Genomic DNA, 25321 nt, shown 5'->3' on the forward strand with positions numbered 1-25321 from the left:
CTTCGGCGCCGGGGCGGCCGTGGGCGGCACCGGCTGCGGCGCGGCCACCGGCTCGGCGGTGGCGAGGCTGGGCGCCTCGGCCGGGCTCGGCGGCGTCACCGCCGTCTCGGCCGGGACTGGAACCGGCACGGGAATCTCGGCGGCGGCCGGGGCCGGTGTGGGCACAACGGGCTCGACCGACGGGGCCGGCACAGGCGCCGCGGCACCGCCGGCTGCGGCGCGCTGCTCCATCTCGGCGGCGAAGCGGGAGAAGAAGTCGTCGGCCATCTTCTTGGCGGTGCCGTCGATCAGCCGGGCGCCCAGCTGCGCCAGCTTGCCGCCGATATTGGCCTTCACAGCATATTGCAGCAGCGTGCCGTCGCCGTCCTCGACCAGCTTCACATCGGCACCGCCCTTGGCGAATCCGGCCGCGCCGCCCTTGCCCTCGCCGGAGATGGTGTAGCTCTCGGGCGGGTTCAGGTTGGACAGGGTGACCTGGCCGCCGAAGCTGGCCTTGACCGGGCCGACCTTGGCGGTGACGGTCGCCGTCATCTCGGTCGGCGATGTCTTCTCCAGCGTGTCGCAGCCGGGAATCGACCGGCGCAGCACCTCGGGGTCGTTCAGCCCCTCCCAGACCACCGACCGCGGCGCCGCGATCCGATGCTCGCCCGTCATTTCCATGGCACGGTTCCTTCTTCTGCGCCGGCTTGCGCGAGTCACTGGAAGCTAGTGTGCGCCGTGTGACGCGACAACCCTACCTTGGGCCCGACAGCGCGATGGGCGCGGCGGGCCGCCCGGAAAAGGTTTGCCGGCTTCGCCTCGATGGCCATACTCCTGCCGCCTGAAGCGCGAAGGGGAGAAGGGTGTTCATGCCGGTGTCTCGACATGCCTGTCGCCGTCTGAGAGTCGCGGCGGCGGGAGCGGCCTTCCTCATGTCGACCGCACCGGCCCAGGCCGCCGCCGAAGGCGCCCCTCATCTCGACGGATCGCAGCTCGGCCTGGGCTGGATCATCCCCTTCATCGGCATCCTGCTGTCGATCGCGCTGTTCCCGCTGGTCCGGCCGCAGTTCTGGCATCACCATTTCGGCAAGGTCGCGGCCTTCTGGGGCCTGGCCTTCCTGTTGCCCTTCGCCGCGATCCATGGCGTCGATCTGGCGCTCTACGAGGTGCTGACCGTCGCGCTGACCGAGTACCTGCCCTTCATCATCCTGCTGGCGTCGCTGTTCGTGGTCGCCGGCGGGGTGCGGCTCAAGGGCACGCTGGTCGGCACGCCGGCGGTCAATCTCGGCATCCTCGCGATCGGCACGGCGATCGCCAGCTGGATGGGCACCACCGGCGCCTGCATGCTGCTGATCCGGCCGCTGCTGCGCGCCAATGAGAACCGGCGCTACCGCGTGCACACGGTGGTGTTCTTCATCTTCCTGGTCGGCAATATCGGCGGCGCGCTGACGCCGCTGGGCGACCCGCCGCTGTTCCTCGGCTTCCTGCAGGGCGTGTCGTTCTTCTGGCCGACGCAGCACCTGCTGCTGCCGATGCTGGTGTGCTCCGTGGTCCTGCTGGCGCTGTATCTCGTCATCGACATCGCGCTGTTCCGGCGCGAGCACGGGCTGCGCGAGGTGCCGCCCGAACCGCGCGTGCCGTTCGGGCTGGAGGGCGGGGTCAACCTGCTGCTGCTGGCCGGCATCGTCGGCGCGGTGCTGCTGAGCGGCGTGTGGAAGCCGGGCGTCGAACTGACCGTCTATCACGTGCCGGTGGCGCTGGAGAACCTGGCCCGCGACCTGGCTCTGCTGGCCATCATCGGCCTGTCCTGGGTGCTGACGTCGCAGGACAGCCGGCGGCTGAACGACTTCAACTGGTTCCCGATCATCGAGGTCGGCAAGCTGTTCGCGGCGATCTTCGTCACCATCGTGCCGGCCATCGCCATCCTGCGCGCCGGTCGCGACGGGGCGCTGGCGCCGCTGGTCGACCTCGTCGGCGGCACCGGCGCGCCGAACAACCTGGCCTATTTCTGGCTGACCGGGGCGCTGTCCAGCTTTCTCGACAACGCGCCGACCTACCTCGTCTTCTTCAACATGGCCGGGGCCGACGCGCAGCACCTGATGGGCCCGCTGGCGACCACGCTCGGCGCCATCTCCGCCGGCGCCGTGTTCATGGGCGCGAACACCTATATCGGCAATGCGCCGAACTTCATGGTACGGTCGATCGCGCAGGAGCGGGGCGTCGCCATGCCCAGCTTCTTCGGCTACATGGCCTGGTCCTGCGGCATCCTGCTGCCGCTGTTCGTGCTGGTGTCGCTGCTGTTCTACGCGGGGGCGTAGGGGGATGGCCGGGCCCGCCGATGACTATGAGGCCCAGTACCGGAGCCTGCGCGAGATGGGGCAGCCAGGATGGGCCGGTGACCAGTATGAGCGTGGGCTAGCCAGGCTGAAGGAGACGCTTGACCGGCTGGAGCGCGAAGGGGCCTTGCCGGTGCCTCCGGCTCGGATGCTCGAGCTTGGCTGCGGCAACGGCCAGTCATCCTATCTGCTGGCCGGCAAGGGCTACGAGGTCCAGGGCATCGATATCTCTGCCACCGCCGTGGCCTGGGCGCGAGAGCGCTTCGCGGTAGCCGGGCTGCACGGGACGTTCCATGAGGGCACCGTCTGCTGCATGCCCGTCTTCGCTGATGGCATCTTCGATATCGTGTTCGACGGCAGCTGCCTGCACTGCCTGATCGGCGATGACCGGGCTGCGTGCCTCGCCGAGATCCGCCGCATCCTCTGGCCCGACGGCGTCTTCGTGGTCAGCAGCATGTGCGGCGAGCCCCGGTCGGCCGATGCCCGGGCCCGCTTCGACCCACGGGCCCGCTGCCTGATGCGGGACGGCCATCCCTACCGGACCCTCAAGCCCCTCTCGGCGCTCGAAGCCGAGTTGGCCGGCGCCGGCTTCGCGGTGCAGGATCGCCGCGTCGCGGTCAGCCCGTGGTGGGATCACGCCACGCTGGTCTGCGGCCGGGCCTGCTAATTGGTTGGCCCGACATAGCCGAGATAGTCGGCGATCTCCGGCAGTGGCGGGCGGGTCAGCAGCTCGGTGGCCGGGCCGGTGGCGGCGACGCGGCCGTCCTCGATGAAGGCGGCCTGGGCGTCGATGCCGGGCAGGGCGTCGAGCTGGTGGCTGACCATCAGCACGGTCAGGCCGCGCTCCCGCCGCAGCCGGTCGACCAGCCCGACCATCTCGCGCCGCTGCGCCGGCCCGAGCGCGGCGAAGGGCTCGTCCAGCAGCAGGATCGGGCGGTCGCGCACCAGGCTGCGGGCTAAAGCGACGCGCTGGCGCTCGCCGCCCGACAGCTCCGCCGGCCGGCGTGTCTCCAGCCCCTCCAGGTCGACATGGGCCAGCGCTTCCTGCACCCGGGCGGCCTCGGCCGGGCTCAGCCGGCCCGGATGCAGCCCCAGTGCCACGTTCTTCGCCGCCGTCAGATGCGGGAACAGGTTGTGGTCCTGGAACAGGGTGGTCACCGGCCGCGCCGCCGGCGGCAGGCCCAGCGCGTCGCGGCCGAGCAGGCGCAGGCGGCCGGACAGCGGCGCCTCGAAGCCGGCGATCAGGTTCAGGAGCGTGCTCTTGCCGGCGCCGCTGGGCCCGAACAGCACGACGAACGCCCCGGCCTCGACCGCCAGGTCGAAGCGCATCTCCATCGCCTCGTAGCGATAGGTCAGGGCCTCGATCTCAATCGCGCGGTCTTCAGTTGGAGGAGGGGCCACCGAAGATCCTCTCGATCAGGCCGAACAGGGCGAGGCCCATCAGCACCAGCAGCAGCACGACGGTCGACGCCTCCTGCAGCCGGTAGGCGCCGAGCAGCTGCGCCACCAGCACCGGCAGGGTCTGGTTGCCGTCGCCGCCGAACAGCGCCGCGGCGCCGAGGTCGCCGAAGGCCAGGCCCGCCGCGATCGCCAGGGCGAAGCCGGCCGGGCGGCGCAGCAGCGGCCATTCCACCAGCCGCAGCCGGGCCCAGCCGGACAGGCCGAGACTGTCGGCCAAGCGGCCGTGGCGATGCTGCGCCAGCTCGGCGGCGCCGACCAGCAGGCGCAGCACGAAGGGCAGGGCCATCAGCGCGTTGACCATGGCGACGATCGGCAGCGCCCAGCGCCGCAGGTCGGCGGTGCCGAGCAGCATCACGAACAGCCCGGCGCCGAGCGCCAGCGGCGGCACCACCAGCACCACCGTGCCGCTGAGCTCGAACAGCCGGGCCAGCCTGCGGCGGCGCCTCCCGATCCGCAGCACCGCGATGCTGTGCGCCAGGGCCCAGCCCAGAACCAGAGCCAGCGTGGCGGCGCCCAGCGCCACGGCCAAGCTGCGCCCGGCGGCCTGCCACAGGGCGGCGCTGGCCAGGATCGGCTTGCCGATGCCGCCCAGCCCCTCGACCAGGATCGCCACCAGCGGCAGCAACACGAAGCCGGCGGCCAGGACCAGGACCACGGCATCGATCGTCCGGGCGGCCGGAGTGTGGCCGTCGTCGCGCAGCACCGGCCGGCCGACACCGCCCTCATCGGCGACCCGGCCGGTCAGCCGCATCGCCGCCAGCACCAGCACGGCGCACAGCGCCACCTGCAGCAGCGACAGGGCGACGGCGCGGCCGGGGTCGAAGTCGAAGCGCAGCGCCTGGTAGATCGCGATCTCGATGGTGGCCGAGGCCGGGCCGCCGCCCAGCGTCAGCACCACGGCGAAGCTGGTGAAGCACAGCAGGAAGACCAGGGCGAGGAGGCCGGGCAGCTGGCGCCGCAGCATCGGCCATTCGACCAGCCGGAACAGGTCGGCGCCGCGCAGCCCCAACATCGACGCCAGGCGCCAGCTCTCGGCCGGGATGGTGCCCCAGGCCGCCAGCAGCACGCGCACGGCGAAGGGCATGTTGAAGAACACATGCGCCAGCAGGATGCCGGCCAGGCCGTAGATGTTCGGCCGGATCGGCAGCCCCAGCGCCGCGAACAGGTCGGCCAGCAGGCCGGAGCGGCCGAACACGGTGAGGATGCCGAAGGCGCCGGCCACCGCCGGCACGATCATCGGCAGGCCGAACAGGCGCAGCAGCAGCGTCCGGCCGGGGAAGCGGCGGCGCGACAGGGCGCGGGCGACCGGAATGGCGATGGCGACGCTGATCAGCGCCGACAGCCCGGCCTGCAGCGCGGTGAAGCGCAGCACCGACCAGAGATACGGATCGGCCCAGACGGAGAGCAGGTCGAACTCGGTGGCGGCGCGGAGGAGGCCGGTCGCCGCGGTGCCGATCAAGGCCAGGATGGCGAGAAGCGCGAGAAGGCCGGGAAGGGAGGTCATCCGGACGAAATGGCGGCCGTGTCCGGCGCCGGCTTCCCCCTCACCCGAAATCGCGATGCGATTTCGACCTCTCCCCAAGGAGAGGTGAACGGGACGTCGCTCGGTTTCCCTCTCCTCGGGGAGAGGGAGGGGCCCGGCCCGCTTGGGCCGGGAGGGTGAGGGGAAGAGCCGGCCCAAGGGCCATGTCCTACTTGCTGGTCGCCTGCAGCCATTCGGCGATCCAGGCGGCGCGGTTGGCCGCGACCTCCTCCGGCGGATACAGCAGGGCCTTGGCCGGGGCCGGCAGCGCCTTGTAAGCGTCGGGCAGGCCGGCCTTCGGCGTCACCGCCGGATACATCCATTGGGTGGTCGGCAGCTGGTCCTGGAAGGCGGGGGTCAGCATGAAGGCCAGGAATTTGTCGGCCAGCTCCGGATGCTTCGAGGAGGCGAGCTTGGCCGCGACCTCGACCTGCAGGTAGTTGCCCTCGCTGAACACCGCGGCGCCGACATTGCTGTCGTTCTCGGCGATCACGTGATAGGGCGGCGAGGTGATGTAGCTGAAGGTCATCGGCACCTCGCCCTTGCGGAACAGGCCGTAGCTCTCGCTCCAGCCCGGGGTGACCGTGAGAATGCGCGGCTTCAGCTTGGCCCAGGCCTCCGGCGCCTTGTCGCCGTACACCTGCTTGACCCAGAGCAGCAGGCCGAGGCCCGGCGTGCTGGTGCGCGGATCCTGGATGGTCAGCTCCAGGTCGCTGCTCTCGACCAGCTCGTGCAGGCTCTTCGGCGGGTTCGGCACCTTGGTCTTGTCGTAGACAAAGGCGAAGTAGCTCCAGTCGAACGGCACGAAGACCGGGTCGGTCCAGGCGACCGGTAGCGACAGGCCGTCGAGCTTCTGGCCATGCGGCGCGAACAGCCCGGTTGCCGTGGCCTCGGCGGTCAGGTTGGTGTCGAGGCCGAGCACGATGTCCGCTTCGCTCGACTTGCCCTCCAGCTTCAGCCGCGACAGCAGGGCGACGCCGTCCTCGACCGAGGTGAACTCGACCGTGCAGCCGCATTCGGCCTCGAAGGCCTTCTTGACCTGCGGCCCCGGGCCCCAGTCGGCAGTGAAGGATTCGTAGGTGTAGACCTTCAGCACCGGGGTCTCGGCCATGGCTGTGCCGGCGAGGGCGGAGGTCAGGGCCGTCAGCAGGACGGCGGCAGTCAGGCGCATCGTAGTTCCTCCGCAGGGTCGAGGCGGGGCGGGAAGGGACGTGCCGATGCCTGAGGCGTCGTCTCGCGCTCCCTCCGCCGGCATGACCCGGATCAGGTTCGTCGGGTTGGCGCGGACGCGCCTCTCAGCCCTCGCGGGCACCCCGGCAAGACGCGCGCATCATCGGGGCGCGCCCATTCCGTGTCAACGAGGTGACAGATGTCGAAAGTGCCATTCGCGAACTTGTGATTGAGCGAGTTGAGGCCTATGTCTCTGGCATATGCCGTGGAGGATCGAATGCCAGAGCAAAGGCACGTCAGGCTGTTCCGCAACGGCCGCAACCAAGCCGTTCGCATCCCAGTGGAGTTCGAATTGCCAGGCGACGAGGCGATCATGCACCGCGACGGCGATCGGCTGGTGATCGAACCTGTGCGCAAGCGCGGGCTGCTGGCTTTGCTTCGGACGATGAAGCCGCTCGACGAGGAGTTCCCCGAGATCGACGATCCGGTTCCGGCGCCGGAGAGCGTGCTTTGACCCGCTACCTCCTTGACACGAACATCATCTCCGACTTGATCCGGAACCCGCGGGGCAAGACCGCCGAGCGGATCGCCGCCATCGGCGAGGACTCGATCTGCACCAGCATCATCGTGGCTGCCGAACTGCGCTATGGCTGTGCGAAGAACGGCTCGAAACGGCTGCTCAAAGCAGTCGAGGATGTGCTCAGCGAGATCAAGGTCCTGCCACTCGATCGTCCCGCCGATCTGAACTACGGCCGCATCCGCTCAGAGCTGGAGGTGGTGGGGACACCGATCGGCAGCAACGATCTGCTGATTGCCGCCCATGCTTATGCGACCGGCGCCACTGTCGTGACCGCCAATGACGATGAGTTCAAGCGCGTCCGCGGCCTGAGGGTGGAGAACTGGCTCGCTTGAGCGGCCCTTGCGACAAGGCTCCTGATGACACCGGCCTCGCGGCACGGTAAAATTACAAAATTAACGTTTATTGGAGGTAGAAATGGCCGGACCGCTCGCGATTGGTGAGGACGCGCCCGATTTCGAAGTCGAGACCACCGAGGGGCGGATCCGCTTCCATGACTGGCTGGGCTCGTCCTGGGGCGTGCTGTTCTCGCACCCCAAGGACTTCACCCCGGTCTGCACCACCGAGCTCGGCGCCGTCGCCAAGCTGAAGCCGGAATTCGACCGCCGCGACGTCAAGGTCATCGGCCTCAGCGCCGACCCGGTCGACCGGCACGCCGCCTGGGCCGAAGACATCAAGGAGACCCAGGGCCACGCCCCGAACTTCCCGGTGATCGCCGATTCCGAGCTGGTCGTCTCCAAGCTCTACGGCATGCTGCCGGCCGATGCCGGCACCACGTCGGAGGGCCGCACCGCGGTCAACAACCAGACAGTGCGCAACGTCTACGTCGTCGGGCCGGACAAGAAGATCAAGCTGGTGATCTCCTACCCGATGTCCACCGGCCGCAACTTCGACGAGATCCTGCGGGTGATCGATTCGCTGCAGCTGACCGCCAGGCACAAGGTCGCCACCCCGGCCGATTGGCAGAACGGCGAGGACGTCATCATCGTCACCTCGGTCTCCGACGAGGAGGCGAAGCAGAAGTTCCCGGACGGCTTCAAGACCCTCAAGCCGTACCTCCGCACCGTCGCGCAGCCCAGGGATTGATGTCCGGATCCCCGGGCTCAATCGAGCCCGGGGACGCTCTTTTGCGGCACCAGCCAGCCCGAGTTGGGCCGCAGCCGGTAGACGGCGCGGCCGATGATGTTGCCGACCGGGACCGGGCCGAAATCGGGCGAGCGGCTGTCCAGCGAATTGTCCCGGTTGTCGCCCAGCACGAAGACGGCATCTGCCGGCACCACGCGCTCCGGAACCTCGTCGAAAGGCTGCGTGTCCGAGATCTCGGCGATCCGGTATGGCCGGGCGCCGCCCAACACCTCCTCATAGATCGAGACCGGCATCGACCGGTAGGACAGGGCCAACTCGGTCTGTCCCTGCGGCTGCCGTTCGACGATCTTGCCGTTCAGCACCAGCCGGCCGCCCTTCAGGGCCACGCGGTCGCCCGGCAGGCCGATCACCCGCTTGCAATAGACCGTGTCCGGGCCCGGCGGGCGGAAGACGATGATGTCGCCGCGGCCGGGCAGGGCGCCGGCCATGCGCAGATCGGCCAGGATGACATCTTTCTCCCCCAGCGTCGGCATCATCGACGAGCTGCCCATCGCGTAGCTCTTCGCTGGAATGCCGGCGGCCAGGAAGCGGCCGACCATGTCGGCGCTGTCCAGCCAATCGCCCAGGGATGCAGCGGAAGCCCGCCCCGCCGACAGGGTCAGCAGGGCCGTGCCCGCTGCCCCGATCGCCTCGCGTCGCCGCATCATCAGCCCAGCAGGTGCTTGGCCATCATCATGTGCACGCCCTTGCAGCCATTCACCGTCTGGGTGATGCGCAGGTCACCGGCCAGGCTGCACAGGGTGTAGGCGTCGTAGCGCGACAGCCCGGCCACCTCGCCCAGCAGCACGATCATGTCGCGCAGCGCCATCTCGGCGCAGCGGTCGAGGTCCGGGGCCATCCCCATGGTGATGTGGTGGGTCGGCGTCTCCGCCCGCGGATAGGTGAAGCCGAGGTCGTCGCGGGCGATCAGCTGGAAGGTGCCCTGCAGCGCCGTCTCGATCGCGGTGACGCAGACCTCGCCGTCGCCCTGGGCGCCATGGCCGTCGCCGCAGGAGAACAGGGCGCCGTCGTTGAACACCGGCAGGTAGAGGGTGGTGCCGGCCACCAGCTCCTTGTTGTCGATGTTGCCGGCATGGTCATGCGGCTGGATCGAGCTGATCCGGCCCCAGCCCTTCGGCGGCGCCACGCCCATGACGCCGAAGAAGGGGTTCAGCGGCAGCTCCAGCCCCCAGGGCAGCCGGGCGGTGCCGCGCGCCGCGTCGAGCGGGATGTGGATCAGCCGCATCTCCTCGAAATCGTAGGGCAGGGTGCCGGACAGCGGGCGGATGACGTTGTAGCCCCAGTCCTGGCGCAGCGAGACGTCGAGGATCCGCACCTCCAGCACCCGGCCGGGCCGGGCGCCGCGCACCGCGACCGGACCGGTCAGGATATGGCCGGGCGTCGACCGGTCGCAGCGCTCATGGATCTCGTGGATCTCGGGCGGGATGTGGAAATCGCCCTCGGGCAGCGCGGCCGGCCCGCCCGACACGGTGTCGATCACGACCGTGGCGCCGCTGTCGACCGTCAGGACCGGCTCGCGCGTCGCGTCGAAATAGCCCCAGGCGCAGGTCTCGGCGGACGCGGGCACATGGTGTCGCGGCATAGTCGGCTCCCCTCCGGTGGAGCCGACACGCTCGGACGTTTCGGCCGCCGGTTCAACCCTTCACCGCGCCGGCGGTCAGCCCCTGGACGAGGTAACGCTGGATCACCGCGAAGAAGATGCAGACCGGGATCAGCGCCAGCACCGAGGCCGCGGTCATCTGGCCCCAGTCGACGCCGAACTTGGCGACGAAGGTCAGCAGGCCGACGGCGAAGGTCTTCTGGCTGTCGGAGTTGATCAGCATCAGCGCGAACAGCAGCTCGCTCCAGGCCGCGGTGAAGACGAAGCCCAGCGTCGCGCCCATGCCCGGCAGGGTCAGTGGCAGGATCACCCGGCGCAGCGCCTGGAAGCGGTTGCAGCCGTCGATCATCGCCGCCTCCTCCAGGTCCTTCGGGATGGCATCGAAGAAGGACTGCATCAGGAAGGTGGCGAAGGCGACGTTGAAGGCGCTGTAGATGACGATCAGCCCCATCAGGTTGTTGGTCAGCCCCAGCGGCGCCATCAGGCGATAGACCGGCGGGATGATCATCACCAGCGGGAAGGTCTGGGTCAGCAGCAGCACGAACATCACCACCGGCTTCGCCTTGAAGCGGAAGCGCGAGAAGGCGTAGCCGGAGGCCGAGGCGCAGACCGTCACCACCGCCGCGGTGGCGATCGAGACGATGACGCTGTTCAGGAAGTAGCGCGGGAAGTTGCTGGCGGTCAGCACCGAGCCGAAATTCGCCAGCGTCCATTCCGAGGGCCAGAAGGTGATGCCTTCGGAGAACAGGAGCTGGGTCGGCGTGACCGAGATCTTGACCAGCCAGTACAGCGGGAACAGCGCGAACAGCAGATAGGCGCCGATGCCGAGATAGAAGCCGGTGCCGCCGGCGAGGCGGCCGAGGGGCGAGCGTCCGACGACGTTCATGGTCTCATTGCCCCGCGAGCAGGCTCTTGCGCATCCGGATCAGGATGCCGGCATAGAGCAGGAGGAGAAGCAGCAGCACCGTCGCCACGGCCGAGGCATAGCCGAAGTTCAGCCGGGTGAAGGCCTGGGAGAAGATGTAGGTCGACAGGATGTTGGTGGCGTTGGCCGGACCGCCATTGGTCATCACCCAGATCAGGTCGGCGAAGGTGGCGATCCAGATCGTGCGCAGCAGCACGGTGATGGCGATGGTCGGCGCCAGGAACGGGACGGTGATCTTGGTGAAGCGCTGCCAGGCCGAGGCGCCGTCGATCGCCGCGGCCTCGTAGAAGTCGCCCGGGATCGCCTGCAGCGCGGCCAGCAGCGTGATGGCGAAGAACGGGATGCCGAACCAGATGTTGGCCAGGATCGGACCCCACATCGCCAGGTCGGGGTCGGACAGGATGTTCAGCGGCTCCGACAGCAGGCCGAGATCCGCCATCCAGTAGGGCAGGGGCCCGACCACCGGGTTGAACAGCCAGGCGAAGACCAGGCCGGACAGGAAGGTCGGCACCGCCCAGGGCAGGAACACCAGCGCCTGCACCACGCGCTTGCCGCGGAACGGCCGGTTCAGCAGCAGGGCCAGGCCGAGCCCGCCGAAGAACTGGAACACCAGGCTGCCGACGGTCCACCAGACGGTGTTCTTCAGCGCCCGCCAGAAATTGGCGTCGCCCAGCAGCGTCTCGAAGTTCTTCAGCCCGATCCAGGTGGGCTTCCCGAACGGCCCGAAATTCTGGAAGGCATAGGACAGCCCGACGATCAGCGGCACCAGCATGCTGAGCGTCAGCAGGATGATGGCCGGGCTGAGATAGAGCCAGGGCTCCAGCGCATTGCCCAGCGCGCGGCGGAAGGATCCCGGGCGTGCGCCCGGGATCGCGTGGGTGGCGGTCATCTGACTCGTCTTGTGTATCGACCGGCGGTCACTTCTTGCTGGCCAGGAACTTCTGCTGTGCGGTGGTCAGGTAGTCGGCCCATTCCTTGGCGACGTCGGCCGACTGCTTCTGGCCCAGCAGGGCCTCCTGGAAGCTCTGCACCGACATGACGTCGAAGAAATAGCCGAACTCCTCGAGATGGGCCGGCCAGGGGATCGGCTGCCACTGCGGGTCGTTCAGCTCCTGGAACCAGCCGGCATAACGCTCGCCGGCGAAATGCTCGTTCTTCTCGGCACCTTTGTGGATCGGCAGCACGCCGACGAACTTGGCCCATTCGATGTTCTGGTCGGCATCGAGCAGGTAGGACATCAGCTTCCAGCTCTCCTCCTTGTGCTCGCTGTTGGCGAACATCGACCAGCCGGCATAGCCGATCGAGGGATAGGCGTGGCCGCCGGGCCCGACCGGCATCGGCGCCACCGCGAAATCCTCCGGCTTCATGTGGTCGAGGATGCCGATCATGGCGTCCGGGTCGTTGTCCAGCATCGCGCAGGTGCCGGAGTAGAAGCCGGTGACGGTCTCGTTGAAGCCCCAGTTCAGGCTGTCCTTCGGCGCGCCGCCGGCCTTGTACAGGTCGACCAGGAACTGCATGCCCTTGGCCGCGTCGGCATCGGCGAAGGTCGAGGTGCCATCGTCGTTGAAGAACTTGCCCTTGCCGTCCATGGTCAGCATGAAGAAGGCGGTGCCGCCGGTGCCGCCCTTGCCGCCGCGCAGGCAATAGCCGGCCTTGCCGCCGCCCAGCGCCGCGATCTTCTTCGACACGTCCATGAACTCGTCCAGCGTCTTCGGCGGGGCTGCGACGCCGGCCTCCTGGAACAGCTTCTTGTTCCAGTACAGGCCGCGCAGATAGAAGCCGTAGGGCACCATGTAGGGGGTGTTGTTCACGGTCTTCGAGAACTGCACCGCCCGGTCGTTCAGCGTCGACGCCTCGTCCCATTTGGCGATGTAGGACGTCAGGTCCTCGAGCTGGCCGTTGTTGGCGTAGAGCGACATCCAGCGCTCCGGCATCTCGGCGATGTCCGGGGTCTCGCCGGCCTGGACCATGGTCAGGAACTTCTCGAACGCCTCGCCCCAGGGCAGCGAGACGATCTCGACATGCACGCCGGGGTTGGCGGCCTCGAACTTGCTGATCTGGCCCTTCAGGAACTCGGTGCGCTGCGGGCTGGTGATGACCTCGACCAGCTTCAGGTTGGTGTCGGCCAGCGCCGGACCGGTGAAGGCGATCGCGGCCAGGCCGGCCAGGAGCATCAGTCGTTTCATTTTTGCCTCCCTTGTTACGGTGTCAAAAGTCAGATCAACGGTAGGAAGTCCTGAACCGTCATGGCGAGCCCCGAAGGGGCGTGGCCATCCAGGGCGGCTCGCATCGGCCCCTGGATGGCCACGGCGCTACGCGCCTCGCCATGACGGATCTGGGAAGAGCAGGACGTTGCCAATGCGGGCTCCGGTCAGTTCACGGAGCCGGCGAGCGCGCGCTCGAGATCGGCCCACAGGTCCTCGGTGTCCTCCAGCCCGATGGCGAGCCGGACGATGCGCGGCGTCACCCCGAAGGCGGACATCGAGTTCGGCCCCTGGGCCTGGCGCAGCGAGGCGCGGGCCGGGACCACCAGGCTTTCATGCCCGCCCCAGCTGACGCCGAGCTTGAACAGGCGCAGCGCGTCGACCAGCCGCGGCACGTCGACCGTCTCCTCGACCTCGAAGGAGAACAGGCCGCTATGGCCGGTCAGCGTGGCGCCGCCGGGGTGGTTGGAGAAGGCGGGGTGAAGCACCCGCGTGACCAGCGGGTGATCGGCCAGGCGGCGAGCGATGGCCAGCCCGCTCTCCTGGTGCTGGCGCATCCTGAGCGGCAGGGTGCGCATGCCGCGCACCAGCAGCCAGGCCTCGAAGGGCGACAGCTTGCCGCCGAGATAGGGCTGGGTCCGGTCGTTGACCCGGGCGATGGCCTCGGCCGAGCCGGCGATCACCCCGGCAACGGTGTCGCTGTGGCCCGACAGGTATTTCGAGGCCGAATGCACCACCAGGTCAACGCCGTGCCGGAGCGGCTGCTGGAACAGCGGCGTGGCCCAGGAATTGTCGATGATGGTGGCCGCGCCATGCGCCTTGGCCAGGGCCGCCAGCCGCCCGATCTCCTGCAGTTCGAACATCATCGAGGTCGGGTTCTCGAGATACAGCAGCTTGGCGCCGGGCAGCGCCGCCTCGACCGCAGCCAGATCGCCGCAATCGACATAGTCAACGGTGATGCCGAGCCGTGGCAGCAGCTTCTCGAACAGCCGGTAGGCGTCGCCATAGACATGGCGGGTGCTGAGGATGCGGTCGCCGGCCCCGGCGATGCTGAGCACGGCGGAGCTGATCGCCGCCATGCCGCTGGCGGTGCCGCGCGCCGCCTCGGCGCCTTCCAGCGCCGCCACCTTGCGCTCGAATTCCTGCACCGTCGGGTTGTCGCCGCGGGAATAGACTGGGCGCTTCACCTGGCCGGAGAAGGCCGCCTCCATCTCCGCATAGCTGGCGAAGGTGAACAGCGAGGTCTGGTAGATCGGCGGCACCACCGCGCCGGCGGGGAAGCTGTCGTCATGCGCCAGCGTCGTGGCGGCCCCGTATTCCTCGGGGGGAGTGAAATCGTCGGTCATCGGGTCCGTCTGCGGTCGGCGTCTCGGATGTCCTCATCGACCATGTCGATGATGGTCAGCGCGGCGGCGCGCGCGCCGTCCGGGTCGCGCCGGACGATCGCGTCGTACATCACGCGGTGATAGGGGAAGGTGCGGCCGGCGAAATCCGGCATGTCCAGCGGGTTCTCCCAGAAGCGGTGGAAGGCGTCCCGCATGCTGGCCAGGATCTGCTCGAAGATCGGGTTCTCGGTGGCGCGGAAGATCGACTGGTGGAACTCCCAATCCTGCTCCGGCGCGTCGCCGTATTTGGTGTGGTGCGCCTCCATGATGTCGAGGCGGCGGCCGATCTCGGCGATCTGCTCCCCGGTCGCCCGGCGGGCGCAGATCGCCGCGGCCTCGCCCTCCAGCGCCCGCCGCACCTCCAGCGTGTGCAAGAGCGTGGCGACATCGGAGGCGCGGTCGATGGTCAGCGGCATGTGGATGCTGGCGGTCGACACCGGTACCTTGAGATAGGTGCCGCTGCCCTTGCGCATCTCGACGATGCCCAGGCCCTCCCAGCGTTTCAGCGCCTCACGGATGGTAGAGCGGCTGACCTGCAACTGCTCGGCCAGGTCGCGCTCGGGCGGCAGCCGCTCGCCGGGCCCGATGCCGGTGCGCTCGACATGCTCCGCGATTGCCGCCAACGCCGCCTCGTCACGCGTCGGCGTGCGGATCGGCGACAGGGCAGGGCGGAGGCGGGCGGACATCGGCGGCGGCAGATTTCAAAATTGGTCTGACATCTGGACCACTTTGATCGAATGCATTGAATGCCGTCAATATCGGTTTGTCGCCGCGGCGGCCGCGGTTACAAATCGCAACATCGTTGCGAGGTGTCCGGAATGCGCGTGCGGTCATGGGGCTGGGTCGGGGTCGTCTGGGCCCTGCTGTCCTGCGGCGCCGCCGGGGCCGCCCAGGGCAAGGACGAGACGGTCGAGCAGGCGGTGTGCCGGCTGATCGAGCAATCCGCCGCGGCCGAGAACCTGCCGCTGGAGTTCTTCACCCGGCTGATCTGGAAGGAGAGCCGGTTCCGGCCGCGCGCGGTCAGCCCGAAGGGCGCGCGGGGCGTCGCCCAGTTCATGCCCGGCACCGCCAAGCTGCGCGATCTGGAAGACCCGTTCGACCCGGAGACCGCGCTGCCGGCCTCCGCCGCCTTCCTGGCCGAGCTGCGCGACCAGTTCGGCAATCTCGGCCTCGCCGCCGCCGGCTACAATGCCGGGCCGAACCGGGTCGAGAGCTGGGTCGGCGGCCATGGTTTTCTGCCGTTGGAGACCGAGGATTACGTGCTGTTCGTGACCAAGCGCCCGGCCGATGACTGGGTGCCGAAGCCCGGTGCCCCCGCCCCCAGCTTCGACGGCAGCGACAAGCCCTGCCTGGAGATCCTGGCATCGCTGAAGACCGAGGCCGACCGGGACGAGCTGGTGTCGCCGACCGCGCCCTGGCATGTGCAGATCGCCGGCAACTTCTCCAAGGGCCGGGCCCTGGCCTCCTACAACCGCGTCCGCCGGCGCTTCCCGCAGCTGATGGCGGAGATCCAGCCGATGATCGTCGGCACCCGGATGCTGAGCATGGGCACGCGGCGCTTCTACCGGGTCAGCGTGCCGGCGCAGAGCCGGGCCGAGGGCAACCAGTTCTGCACCCGGCTGCGCCGGGCAGGCGGCGCCTGCATCGTGCTGCGGAACTGAGCGGGTAAGAGCTTTGGATGAAGAGGCGCAATGACGCTGCGCTTGTTGCTTTGTGTCATTACCGCGCTTGACCCGGCAATCCAGGGGCCATCCAGAACAGCGTCGACATTCCTGGATGCCCGGGTCAAGCCCGGGCATGACAGTGAAATAGGGAAACGATCTTCTGCTCGATTGTCTCACCTGAAGAAACAACAGGGGCTTGAAGAAGCCCCATTTCGCGCCGATCCTCACTCGACTGTCCGCGACGGAGGATGCCATGCGGTTCCCGAAAATCCTGATCGTGGCCGGCCTGGCCATATCGCTCGCGTCCTGCCAGTTCGACAGCGCGCCGAACACGATCGGCGGCGCGGCCGCCGGCGGCTTGGCCGGGGCCGGCATCGGCGCCCTGGTCAGCGGCGGCAACCGCGGCGCGGGCGCGCTGATCGGCGCCGGCGTCGGCGCGCTGGCGGGCGGCGCCATCGGCAACTACATGGACCGGCAGCAGGCCGATATGCGGCGTAACCTCGCCGGTACCGGCATCGGCGTGAACCGCCGCGGCGACAATTTGGTGCTGGAGATCCCGGGCGACGTCACCTTCGCCACCGATTCCGCGTCCATCAAGCCGGCGTTCTACGGCCCGCTCGACCAGGTCGCGGCGACGCTGAACCAGTACACCAGCACCTATATCGACGTGGTCGGCCACACCGACAACACCGGCGCGGCCGAGTACAACCAGCGGCTGTCGGAGGCGCGGGCGCGCTCGGTCGCCGACTACATCTCCTCGCGCGGGGTGTATCCGCCGCGGATCAACATCGGCGGCGCCGGCGAGGACCAGCCGAAGGCCAGCAACGCCACGGCGGCGGGGCGGCAGGAGAACCGGCGGGTGGAGCTGACGATCCGGCCGAACGGGCAATAGCAGCGACAGGATTCCTTCGACCAAAGTCGGAGGTGGTACGCGACGGGTTCACAACCCGAAGCACGGCACGTTACGCTCATTGCCGGACATAAGATCCGCAACGGGAGGAACGGCCATGCAGCTGAGTCGCGACGACCTTTTGCGTGCCTATCGCCAGATGCGCCTGATCCGTGAGTTCGAGGATCGGGTGCATCTCGAATTCGCCACCGGGGACATTCCGGGCTTCGTCCATCTCTATGCCGGCGAGGAGGCCAGCGCCGTCGGCGTCTGCCTGCACCTGACCGACCGGGATTCGATCGCCAGCACCCATCGCGGCCATGGCCACTGCATCGCCAAGGACTGCGATCCGGTGGCGATGATGAAGGAGATCTACGGCCGCAAGGACGGGCTGTGCGGCGGCAAGGGCGGGTCGATGCACATCGCCGACCTGTCCAAGGGCATGATGGGCGCCAACGGCATCGTCGGCGGCGGCCCGCCGCTGATCTGCGGCGCCGCGCTGGCGGCCAAGACGCTGGGCACCGGCGGCGTCGCCGTGTCCTTCACCGGCGACGGCGGCTCGAACCAGGGCACCACCTGCGAGGCGCTGAACCTGGCCACGGTGTGGAAGCTGCCGGCGATCTTCGTGTTCGAGAACAACGGCTATGCCGAGGCGACCTCCAGCAAATACTCGGTCAGCTGCAAGGACATTGTCGAGCGTGCCCAGGCTTTCGGCATGCCCGGCGTCGTGGTCGACGGCCACGACTTCTTCGCGGTGTGGGAGGCCGCGCGGGAGGCGATCGAGCGGGCCAGGTCCGGCGGCGGCCCGACCCTGATCGAGGTCAAGCTGAACCGCTACTACGGCCATTTCGAGGGCGACGCCCAGACCTACCGCGCCCCCGGCGAGGTCGATGCCATCCGGGCCCAGCGCGACAGCCTGGACCTGTTCCGCAACCGGGTCACCGAGGCGGGGCTGCTGGATATCGCGCAGATGGACGCCATCGACGCCGAGATCAGGCAGGCGATCGACCGCGCCGTGGTCGACGCCAAGGCCGCCGCGGTGCCGGGGCCGGCCGACCTCCTGACTGACGTCTACGTCTCGTATTGAGGGAGGCAGGGCATGAGCAAAAAGAGCTTCCGCCAGGCGGTCAACGAGGCGCTGGCGCAGGAGATGCGGCGCGACCCGCGCGTGATCCTGATGGGCGAGGACATCTCCGGCGGTTCCGGCGCGCCGGGCGAGCAGGACGCCTGGGGCGGGCCGCTCGGCGTCACCAAGGGGCTGTACAAGGAGTTCGGTCCCAGCCGCGTGCTGGACACGCCGATCACCGAGAGCGCCTTCATCGGCGCCGCGGCCGGCGCGGCAGCCAGCGGACTGCGCCCCGTCGCCGAGCTGATGTTCGTCGACTTCATGGGCGTCTGCTTCGACCAGATCTTCAACCAGGCCGCCAAGTTCCGCTACATGTTCGGCGGCAAGGCGGTGACGCCGCTGACCATCCGCACCATGTACGGCGCCGGCTTTCGCGCCGCGGCCCAGCACAGCCAGTGCCTGTACCCGGTGTTCACCCACATCCCCGGGCTGAAATGCGTGGTGCCGTCCTCGCCCTATGAGGCGAAGGGCCTGCTGATCCAGGCGATCCGCGACGACGACCCGGTGATCTTCTTCGAGCACAAGGTGCTGTACGACATGGAGGAGGAGGTGCCGGACGAGCCCTACACCATCCCCTTCGGCGAGGCGAACCTGGTACGTGAGGGCGAGGACGTCACCATCGTCGCCATCGGCCGCATGGTGCAGATGGCCAAGGCGGCGGCCGAGGCGCTGGCCAGGGAAGGCGTCGACTGCACCATCATCGACCCGCGCACGACCTCGCCGCTCGACATGGACACGATCCTGGAGAGCGTGGAGGAGACCGGGCGGCTGGTGGTGGTGGATGAGGCCAGCCCGCGCTGCAACATCGCCACCGACATCTCGGCCCAGGTGGCGGACCAGGCCTTCGGGGCGCTGAAGGCGCCGATCAAGATGGTGTCGCCGCCGCATGTGCCGGTGCCGTTCTCGGCGGCGCTGGAGGATCTGTACATCCCGAACGCCGACAAGGTGGCGGCCGCGGTGCGCACGGTGATGGGCGCGCCGGACCGGCGGGAGGCGGCCGAATGACCGGGACGATCCACCCGATCACCATGCCGAAATGGGGCCTGGCGATGACCGAGGGGCTGCTCGCCGCCTGGACGGCGGAGGAGGGGGCGCGAATCGAGCCGGGCACCGAGATCGTCGACATCGAGACCAGCAAGATCACCAACGCGCTGGAATCGACGGTCGCCGGCACGCTGCGCCGGCGGGTGGCCGAGGAGGGGCAGACCCTGCCGGTCGGCGCCCTGCTCGGCGTGGTGGTCGAGGGCGAGGTCGAGGACGGCGAGCTCGACCGCTTCATCGCCGCCTTCCAGGCCGAGGCGGCGGCCGCGGCCGAAAGCGCCGCCCCGCCGCCCGAGCCCAAGGTGATCCAGGCCGCCGGCCGGCCGGTCCGGGCCCTGGTGACGGGGGAGGGCGACGGTACGCCGGTCGTGCTGATCCACGGCTTCGGCGGCGACCTCAACAACTGGCTGTTCACCCAGCCGGCGCTGGCCGGCCGCCCGGTCCATGCCATCGACCTGCCGGGCCATGGCGGCTCCGGCAAGGAGGTCGGGGCGGGCGACATCGCAGCGCTATCCGGCGCGGTGCTGGCCTATCTCGACGCCGCCGGCATCGGCAAGGCGCATCTGGCCGGCCATTCCATGGGCGGAGCGGTGGCGCTGGCCCTGGCTCTGGACTCGCCCGACCGGGTGGCCTCGGCAACTCTGATCGCCCCGGCCGGCCTCGGCGCCGAGATCAACAGCGGCTACATCGACGGCTTCATCGGGGCGCAGAAGCGCAAGGACCTGAAGCCGCATCTCGAGGCGCTGTTCGCCGACCCCGATCTGGTCACCCGCGACCTGGTCGAGGATGTGCTGAAATACAAGCGCCTGGACGGGGTCGAGGCGGCGTTGAAGACGATCGCCGGCGCCGTCTTCCCCGGCGGCCGCCAGGCGGTGTCGCTGCGCGACCGGATCGGCAGTGCCAAGGTGCCGGTCCAGGTGATCTGGGGCACGGCCGACGCGATCGTGCCGGCCGCCCATGCCGACGGGCTGCCGGACTCGGTCCCGGTACATCGCTTCGACGGCAAGGGCCACATGGTCCATATGGAGGCGGCGGCCGAGGTCAACCGGCTGATCGCGGACTTCGTCGCCGCGCATTGAACGGAGGCGGGGCCGGGCCCTTGCACCGCCTGGCCCCTCCGGCTAGCCTGTTGGCCGCGTGCAAGACGCATCCGGTCCGCGGGAAGGGCAGCGCCCACTTGCCGAGAGACGAGCTTCCAGCGTCGGTCCTTCTTTCTGCCCGTTGATGCGGATGCCGGGCGTGTGAAAGGAGGAGCGTCATGCCCCATCCCTATGCCCAGGACCTGCCCGCATCGCCCGATCCGGAGCAGCAGAAGAAGCGCGCCAAGGACCTGCTGAAGGCGCTGCGCGCCGGCGAGGCCACGGCGATCGCAAGGGTCCGCTACAGCCATCCCCGGCTGGCCCACCGCCCCGATGCCGAGCTGGTCGCCGCGGCGAAGCTGAGCGACGCGCAATGGGTGATCGCCCGCGAATACGGCTTCGCCAGCTGGCGGAAGCTGCAGGCGCATCTGGCCGGCGAGCCGCCGGAGATCGCCCGGCCCTTCGAGACCGAGCTGCAATATTATCGCGACCGTGCCGCCGGGATCCGCAGCAACCACCGCACCGGCGAGGCCGGGTCGCTGCGCCTGGTCCAGCGCTTCCATCCGCGCTTCGCCGCGGCGTCGGAGGCCGAGATCCGTGCCGCGGATTTGAGCCAGGAGGATGCCGAGCTGGTGGTTGCCCGCAGCCACGGCTTCGACGGCTGGGACGGGTTCGCCGCCCGGATCGAGGCGATGCAGGCGGGCCGGGCCGAGGAGCCGTTCCGCACCGCCTTCGAGGCGATCCGCGGTGACGACCGCGCGGGCCTGGCGGCCGTGCTGGCGACCGATCCCGGCCTGGTCAACGCCCGCGGCACCAACGGCAACCGGCTGCTGATGCTGGCGATCTCGATGGACCGGCTGGTTCTGGCCGGCGATCTGCTCGACGCCGGGGCCGACCCCGCGCTGACCAACGACAAGGGCTGGGGGCCGCTGCACGACATCGCCTATGGCGGCGGCCGCGGCGACCGGGAGGCTCGCATGACCCTGCTCGACCGGCTGATCGCGGCCGGCGGCTCGGTCGAAGCAGAGGCTTACGGCGACGGCGGTACGCCCCTGGCGGTGGCGCTGTTCTGGGGCCACGCGGACATGGCGGAGCGGCTGGCGGCGGAGGTGGTGGCGCCGCTGAACCTGCGCATCGCCGCCGGTCTCGGCCGGATGGACCTGGTCGCGCTGTTCTTCGAGGCCGACGGCACCCTGCGGCCGGAGGCGGGGTACCATCGCGGCTTCTACCGGCCGCATAGCGGCTTCCCGGAATGGCACATGACCGGCGCGTCGCAGGAGGTGCTGGACGAGGCGCTGACCTGGGCCGCGCGCAGCGGCCGGATCGAGGCGATGGCCGAGCTGCTGGCCCGCGGCGCCGATATCGACGGCGTGCCGCACAACGGCGCCGCCCTGCACTGGGCGCTGCTGGCGCACCGGGCGGAGGCGGTGGACTGGCTGCTGGGGCAGGGGGCGGATGCCAGCCGGCGCGCCGTCTGGGGCGACAGCGCCGACGTCACGCCGCTGCACATGGCGGCCGGCTGGGCCGATAATCCCGGCGCCGCCCGGCTGCTGCTGCGGCACGGGGCGGACCCGACCCTCCGCGACCGGACCTACGACAGCACGCCGCTCGGCTGGGCCGAGCATTTCGGCCATCCCGAGGTGGCCGCCGTGCTGAGAGGCGGTGCGGAGAGCGGGGCCTGACCTGCCGGCCGGTCCGGGGCATCGCTGGCCCCGGACCGGTCGCCCTCACACGGGCCGGTCCCGCAGTCGGCGCAGCAGCGACAGGGTGTAGAGCAGGACGAACAGATAGATGAACAGCTCCTGCTGCTCGGCGGCGCGGTACGGCTTGGGCCCCTGGCCGAAGCCGAACAGGTGCAGCCATTCCGGCAGGATCGTCACCAGCACCAGCGCCGCCGCGGTGAAGCCGGCGAAGGTCGGCATCAGCCACCAGGGGCGGGCGATGCGCAGCCGGCCGGTCGCGGCCGTCACCAGCGGGTAGAGGATGCCGCCGACATAGATCGCGGTCTCCAGCAGCGCCCGCGGCTTCTGGTCGAACCAGGCGGAGGTGTTGTGCAGGTTGGTCTCGTGCTGGTCGTTGACCTGGGCGAACCAGCCCTCGGCCGCCCAGCCGGCGTAATGCTGGCCCCAGCTGATCTCCTCGCCGAGCATGTAGAACGACCCCAGCGCCAGCAGGGCCGCCCAGATCGTCAGGCCGCGATCCCGTGCGGCACGGGCGCGCCCGAACAGGACCAAGCTGGCGATCAGCGACGCCAGCAGGATGGCCGCCTGGGTATTCTCGAGCACGCCGAGCTCGCCTTCGAGCACGGTCATGCGCAGATCGGGACGGAGATAGAGGGCGAGGCTGAAGGCCAGGAACAGGGCGAGCGGCAGGATGACGGTGATGCCGAAAGGCAGATCATCGGCCGCCCGCGTGCGGGACGGGGCGAAGGTAACCAATGACTCGAAACTCCAAGAACCGATGCCCCTCGGCCCTGGTGTTACGGAATTATGACGGCCGTGTCGACCTGCAATCTCCGGCTGTGGCGGATGCCCGCCAACTCACTCCAATGGCGAATCGTCGTCCCCGCCGATGGCGTCCTGGACCGCATCGACCGCGGCGTCCTGCACGACGGCGGTGGCCGCGTCCTGCACGGCGTTGATCGCCGAGTCCTGAAGGTCGCTGACCGGCTGCAGCGCGGTGTCGGCGGCCTGCCGCAGGGAGGCGAAGGCCGAATCGGCCGAGGCCAGCAGATGCCGGAAGCCTGGGACGCTCTCGCAATGGGCGCGCGGCGCCGAAGAGACCGCCAGCGCCTGCTCGCAGCGTTCCAGGCTGCCGGCCAGGATCGCCACCGGCGCCGGGGCCGCGTCGTCGCCGCTGTCCTCGATCAGGTAATAGACCGGCGTGACAGCCGCCCGGGCCATGATCGCCGCTGCGAAGATGATCACTGCCGATCGCATGCTCGGCCTCGCCGGTCGGTTTCGGGAGGGCCCGACCGTACACGCCGGGGGCAGCCGAAGGCCAGACCGGGATTGTCGCAAGGCAATGCTGATGGCTTCGCGGAAGCCGCGCACGGTGCCAAATTGTCCGGAAAGGCCGGAGTTGGCTGGGGGACTAGGATTCGAACCTAGGCTGGCGGAGTCAGAGTCCGCTGTCCTACCACTAGACGATCCCCCAGCGGCCGGCGGGAGGGTGTCTACCCCAGCGATCCGCCCGTGTAAAGGCCTGTGTGAACGAACGGCAGCCATGTCGATAGAGGATGCGACTCCCGGCCCATTTCCTCTTTGGTCGTGGCTGCGCTACAGTTCGATGAAGGGACGGAGGCGCCGTTCGAAACGGGACGGACGGCCATGGAAGGAATGTCAGTGGTGGAGTCGATCGCGATCTCGGAGGCCACCGCGGCCGGCGATCGACGTCGGGCCGCGAAGCCCGAACCTCTCTACGCCGCGGTGGATCTCGGCACCAACAACTGCCGGCTGCTGATCGCGCGCGCCGCGACCGGCGGCTTCCAGGTGGTCGACGCGTTCAGCCGCATCGTCCGGCTGGGCGAGGGCGTCGGCGCGACCGGGCGGCTGCAGCCGGAGGCGATGCAGCGCACGCTGTCGGCGCTGCGCATCTGCGCCGCCAAGATCCGGCGCCAGAACGTGATCCTGTCGCGCGCCGTGGCGACCGAGGCCTGCCGCCAGGCCGACAACTTCCCGGCCTTTCGCGACCGGGTGCGGCGCGAGACCGGGCTGAAGCTGGAGATGATCCCGGCGGCGGAGGAGGCGCGCCTGGCCGCGGCCGGCTGCGCCCCGCTGCTGGACCCCGCGATCCCGCACGCGATCATCTTCGACATCGGCGGCGGGTCGACCGAGCTGACCTGGCTGGAGATCGATTCCGACGGCCATCCGGTGACGCTCGACGCGCTCAGCATGCCGCTCGGCGTCGTCTCGCTGGCCGAGCAGCATGGCGGCCACGAGGTCTCGCCGGAGACCTATGCGGCGATGAGCGCCGCCACCGCCGCCGCCCTGGCCGGGTTCGAGGCGCGCAACAACCTGCGCGGGCTGGTCGACCAGGGCCGGGTGCAGATGATCGGCTCCTCCGGCACCGTCACCACCCTGGCCGGTGTGCATCTCGGCCTGCCGCGCTACATCCGGTCCGAGGTCGATGGCTGCACCCTGACCTTCGAGGAGGCGCGGCGCGCCAGCCGCATGCTGCTGGGCCTCGACTATGCCGGGCGGTCGTCCTATCCCTGCATCGGCCGCGACCGCGCCGACCTGGTGCTGGCCGGCTGTGCCATCCTCGAGGCGATCTGCGACACCTGGCCGGTCGGCAAGCTGCGGGTGGGTGACCGCGGCGTGCGCGAGGGCATCCTGTTCGACCTGCTGGCCGAGGCGCAGAAGCGCCACGCCTGACTACATCCGGGACCGATGAAGACACCGAAGAAGCCTGGAGCCGCCGGCGCGAGGGCAGGGGGGCCGAGCGGCCGCGGCAGCCGCGGCCTGACCGTGCGCGTGAAGACCGCCAAGCAGCGCACCCCGTCCTCGACCCGCTGGCTGGAGCGCCAGCTCAACGACCCCTATGTCGCCGAGGCCAAAAGGCTGGGTTACCGGTCCCGCGCGGCCTTCAAGCTGGTGCAACTCGACGACAAGCTAGGCCTGCTGCGCCGCGGCATGCGCGTGGTCGATCTCGGCTGCGCCCCCGGCGGCTGGGTGCAGGTGGCGCTGGAGCGGGTGGGGCCGCAGGGCAAGGTGGTCGGCATCGACTATCTCGGCATGGACCCGGTGCCGGGCGCGACCATCCTGGAGCTGGACTTCCTCGACCCGACGGCGCCGGACCGGCTGAAGGCGGCGCTGGCCGGCCCGGCCGACCTCGTGCTCAGCGACATGGCGGCCCCGACGGTCGGCCATCCGGCGACCGACCATCTGCGCATCATGGCCCTGGCCGAGACCGCGGCCGATTTCGCCCTCGACGTGCTGGTGCCGGGCGGCGCCTTCGTCGCCAAGCTGTTCCAGGGCGGGGCGGAGAAGGACCTGCTCGACATCCTGAAGCGCAACTTCGCCAAGGTCCGCCACGTCAAGCCGGCCGCCAGCCGGCAGGACAGCTCGGAAGTCTATGTCGTGGCGACGGAATTCAAAGGCCGGGAGCCGGGCGGATAGGCCGCCGGCGCGTCCCGGCCCGCTCTTAAGATCCGCCCCACGCAACGCTGGCCCCCTAGATCTGCGCTTCACAACGCCCGGAGGGGGGTTATATTGC

Annotated in this window: 26 protein-coding genes, 1 tRNA gene and 1 riboswitch; of the genes, 13 read left to right on the forward strand and 14 right to left on the reverse strand. The window is 69.4% G+C overall.

The genetic code is table 11. The features are described from left to right. Window positions 1–660: SRPBCC family protein (locus BWR60_RS04820; protein WP_144445520.1), on the reverse strand; the 660-nt coding region annotated here is incomplete at its 3' end. Window positions 661–911: 251 nt separating this feature from the next. Between BWR60_RS04820 and BWR60_RS04825 the strand changes: the two genes are divergently transcribed. Together BWR60_RS04825 and BWR60_RS04830 are read left to right on the forward strand one after the other, a co-directional pair. After that, a complete protein-coding gene (locus BWR60_RS04825) occupies window positions 912–2297 on the forward strand; it encodes a sodium:proton antiporter (protein WP_230982952.1) in 1386 nt (461 codons plus the stop codon). Between the two features lie 4 nt (window positions 2298–2301). After that, on the forward strand, window positions 2302–2982 hold the full coding sequence (locus BWR60_RS04830) for a class I SAM-dependent methyltransferase (protein ID WP_088149881.1): 681 nt from the start codon (window positions 2302–2304) through the stop codon (window positions 2980–2982). Here BWR60_RS04830 and thiQ read toward each other — a convergent pair. The 3 genes from thiQ to thiB all read right to left on the reverse strand — a co-directional run bounded on the left by thiQ (window position 2979) and on the right by thiB (window position 6469). Further along, the gene (gene thiQ / locus BWR60_RS04835) at window positions 2979–3716 is read right to left on the reverse strand and encodes a thiamine ABC transporter ATP-binding protein (RefSeq protein ID WP_218823345.1); all 738 of its coding nucleotides are present in this window, start codon (window positions 3714–3716) and stop codon (window positions 2979–2981) included. The genes BWR60_RS04830 and thiQ overlap by 4 nt on opposite strands. Further along, window positions 3697–5280: a thiamine/thiamine pyrophosphate ABC transporter permease gene (thiP, locus tag BWR60_RS04840; RefSeq protein WP_088149882.1), complete on the reverse strand. Its 1584-nt coding sequence runs from the start codon at window positions 5278–5280 to the stop codon at window positions 3697–3699. Before thiP ends, thiQ begins: the two co-directional genes overlap by 20 nt. 187 nt (window positions 5281–5467) lie before the next feature. Then, a complete protein-coding gene (gene thiB, locus BWR60_RS04845; RefSeq protein WP_088149883.1) occupies window positions 5468–6469 on the reverse strand; it encodes a thiamine ABC transporter substrate binding subunit in 1002 nt (333 codons plus the stop codon). Window positions 6470–6521: 52 nt separating this feature from the next. After that, window positions 6522–6624, reverse strand: a riboswitch (TPP riboswitch). Between the two features lie 121 nt (window positions 6625–6745). Between thiB and BWR60_RS04850 the strand changes: the two genes are divergently transcribed. The 3 genes from BWR60_RS04850 to BWR60_RS04860 all read left to right on the forward strand — a co-directional run bounded on the left by BWR60_RS04850 (window position 6746) and on the right by BWR60_RS04860 (window position 8131). Next, the gene (locus tag BWR60_RS04850; RefSeq protein WP_088149884.1) at window positions 6746–6982 is read left to right on the forward strand and encodes an antitoxin; all 237 of its coding nucleotides are present in this window, start codon (window positions 6746–6748) and stop codon (window positions 6980–6982) included. Then, window positions 6979–7380, forward strand: a complete 402-nt coding sequence (locus BWR60_RS04855; RefSeq protein ID WP_088149885.1) for a type II toxin-antitoxin system VapC family toxin — start codon at window positions 6979–6981, stop codon at window positions 7378–7380. The genes BWR60_RS04850 and BWR60_RS04855 overlap by 4 nt, the downstream gene beginning before the upstream one ends. 82 nt (window positions 7381–7462) lie before the next feature. Beyond that, the gene (locus BWR60_RS04860) at window positions 7463–8131 is read left to right on the forward strand and encodes a peroxiredoxin (RefSeq protein WP_088149886.1); all 669 of its coding nucleotides are present in this window, start codon (window positions 7463–7465) and stop codon (window positions 8129–8131) included. Window positions 8132–8148: 17 nt separating this feature from the next. Here the strand turns inward: BWR60_RS04860 and lepB are convergent, their stop codons facing one another. From lepB to BWR60_RS04895, 7 genes are all read right to left on the reverse strand, one after another. Then, window positions 8149–8838 (reverse strand): signal peptidase I, encoded by a 690-nt coding sequence (lepB, locus tag BWR60_RS04865; protein WP_088149887.1) that lies wholly within the window; start codon window positions 8836–8838, stop codon window positions 8149–8151. Next, a complete protein-coding gene (locus tag BWR60_RS04870) occupies window positions 8838–9773 on the reverse strand; it encodes an acetamidase/formamidase family protein (protein ID WP_088149888.1) in 936 nt (311 codons plus the stop codon). The genes lepB and BWR60_RS04870 overlap by 1 nt, the downstream gene beginning before the upstream one ends. A gap of 52 nt (window positions 9774–9825) precedes the next feature. After that, a complete protein-coding gene (locus BWR60_RS04875; RefSeq protein ID WP_088149889.1) occupies window positions 9826–10677 on the reverse strand; it encodes a carbohydrate ABC transporter permease in 852 nt (283 codons plus the stop codon). Window positions 10678–10681: 4 nt separating this feature from the next. After that, the gene (locus BWR60_RS04880; RefSeq protein ID WP_088149890.1) at window positions 10682–11605 is read right to left on the reverse strand and encodes a carbohydrate ABC transporter permease; all 924 of its coding nucleotides are present in this window, start codon (window positions 11603–11605) and stop codon (window positions 10682–10684) included. A gap of 28 nt (window positions 11606–11633) precedes the next feature. Next, window positions 11634–12902, reverse strand: a complete 1269-nt coding sequence (locus tag BWR60_RS04885) for an ABC transporter substrate-binding protein (RefSeq protein WP_088149891.1) — start codon at window positions 12900–12902, stop codon at window positions 11634–11636. 185 nt (window positions 12903–13087) lie between these two features. Beyond that, a complete protein-coding gene (locus BWR60_RS04890) occupies window positions 13088–14266 on the reverse strand; it encodes a PLP-dependent transferase (RefSeq protein WP_088149892.1) in 1179 nt (392 codons plus the stop codon). Beyond that, window positions 14263–14991: a FadR/GntR family transcriptional regulator gene (locus tag BWR60_RS04895; RefSeq protein ID WP_088149893.1), complete on the reverse strand. Its 729-nt coding sequence runs from the start codon at window positions 14989–14991 to the stop codon at window positions 14263–14265. Before BWR60_RS04895 ends, BWR60_RS04890 begins: the two co-directional genes overlap by 4 nt. 132 nt (window positions 14992–15123) lie before the next feature. Between BWR60_RS04895 and BWR60_RS04900 the strand changes: the two genes are divergently transcribed. The 6 genes from BWR60_RS04900 (at window position 15124) to BWR60_RS04925 (ending at window position 21786) form a co-directional block, all read left to right on the forward strand. Beyond that, window positions 15124–15966 carry a lytic transglycosylase domain-containing protein gene (locus BWR60_RS04900; RefSeq protein ID WP_088149894.1) on the forward strand — a complete coding sequence of 281 codons (843 nt, stop codon included), beginning with the start codon at window positions 15124–15126 and terminating at the stop codon, window positions 15964–15966. A gap of 256 nt (window positions 15967–16222) precedes the next feature. After that, window positions 16223–16861: an OmpA family protein gene (locus BWR60_RS04905; protein ID WP_088149895.1), complete on the forward strand. Its 639-nt coding sequence runs from the start codon at window positions 16223–16225 to the stop codon at window positions 16859–16861. 115 nt (window positions 16862–16976) lie between these two features. After that, a complete protein-coding gene (locus BWR60_RS04910; RefSeq protein WP_088149896.1) occupies window positions 16977–17945 on the forward strand; it encodes a thiamine pyrophosphate-dependent dehydrogenase E1 component subunit alpha in 969 nt (322 codons plus the stop codon). 12 nt (window positions 17946–17957) lie between these two features. Continuing rightward, entirely contained in the window at window positions 17958–18989 is a 1032-nt protein-coding gene (locus BWR60_RS04915; RefSeq protein ID WP_088149897.1) for an alpha-ketoacid dehydrogenase subunit beta, read from the forward strand. Beyond that, entirely contained in the window at window positions 18986–20104 is a 1119-nt protein-coding gene (locus BWR60_RS04920) for an acetoin dehydrogenase dihydrolipoyllysine-residue acetyltransferase subunit (protein WP_088149898.1), read from the forward strand. Before BWR60_RS04915 ends, BWR60_RS04920 begins: the two co-directional genes overlap by 4 nt. Window positions 20105–20283: 179 nt before the next feature. After that, a complete protein-coding gene (locus BWR60_RS04925) occupies window positions 20284–21786 on the forward strand; it encodes an ankyrin repeat domain-containing protein (RefSeq protein ID WP_218823346.1) in 1503 nt (500 codons plus the stop codon). Between the two features lie 45 nt (window positions 21787–21831). On the opposite strand, the gene BWR60_RS04930 is transcribed toward BWR60_RS04925, so the two are convergent. The 3 genes from BWR60_RS04930 to BWR60_RS04940 form a co-directional block, all read right to left on the reverse strand. Beyond that, window positions 21832–22542, reverse strand: coding sequence for a hypothetical protein (locus tag BWR60_RS04930; protein WP_088149899.1), 711 nt, complete (start codon window positions 22540–22542; stop codon window positions 21832–21834). A 102-nt stretch (window positions 22543–22644) separates the two neighbouring features. After that, window positions 22645–23043 carry a hypothetical protein gene (locus tag BWR60_RS04935; RefSeq protein ID WP_144445521.1) on the reverse strand — a complete coding sequence of 133 codons (399 nt, stop codon included), beginning with the start codon at window positions 23041–23043 and terminating at the stop codon, window positions 22645–22647. Between the two features lie 143 nt (window positions 23044–23186). Continuing rightward, window positions 23187–23260: transfer RNA gene (locus tag BWR60_RS04940), tRNA-Gln, on the reverse strand. 173 nt (window positions 23261–23433) lie between these two features. Here BWR60_RS04940 and BWR60_RS04945 point away from each other — a divergent pair. Both BWR60_RS04945 and BWR60_RS04950 read left to right on the forward strand, forming a co-directional pair. After that, window positions 23434–24480 carry a Ppx/GppA phosphatase family protein gene (locus BWR60_RS04945; RefSeq protein WP_230982953.1) on the forward strand — a complete coding sequence of 349 codons (1047 nt, stop codon included), beginning with the start codon at window positions 23434–23436 and terminating at the stop codon, window positions 24478–24480. A gap of 15 nt (window positions 24481–24495) precedes the next feature. Next, window positions 24496–25224: an RlmE family RNA methyltransferase gene (locus tag BWR60_RS04950; protein WP_088149902.1), complete on the forward strand. Its 729-nt coding sequence runs from the start codon at window positions 24496–24498 to the stop codon at window positions 25222–25224. The last annotated feature ends 97 nt before the right edge of the window (window positions 25225–25321 follow it).

This window comes from Inquilinus limosus (assembly GCF_002195995.1).
GTDB lineage: Bacteria > Pseudomonadota > Alphaproteobacteria > DSM-16000 > Inquilinaceae > Inquilinus > Inquilinus limosus_C.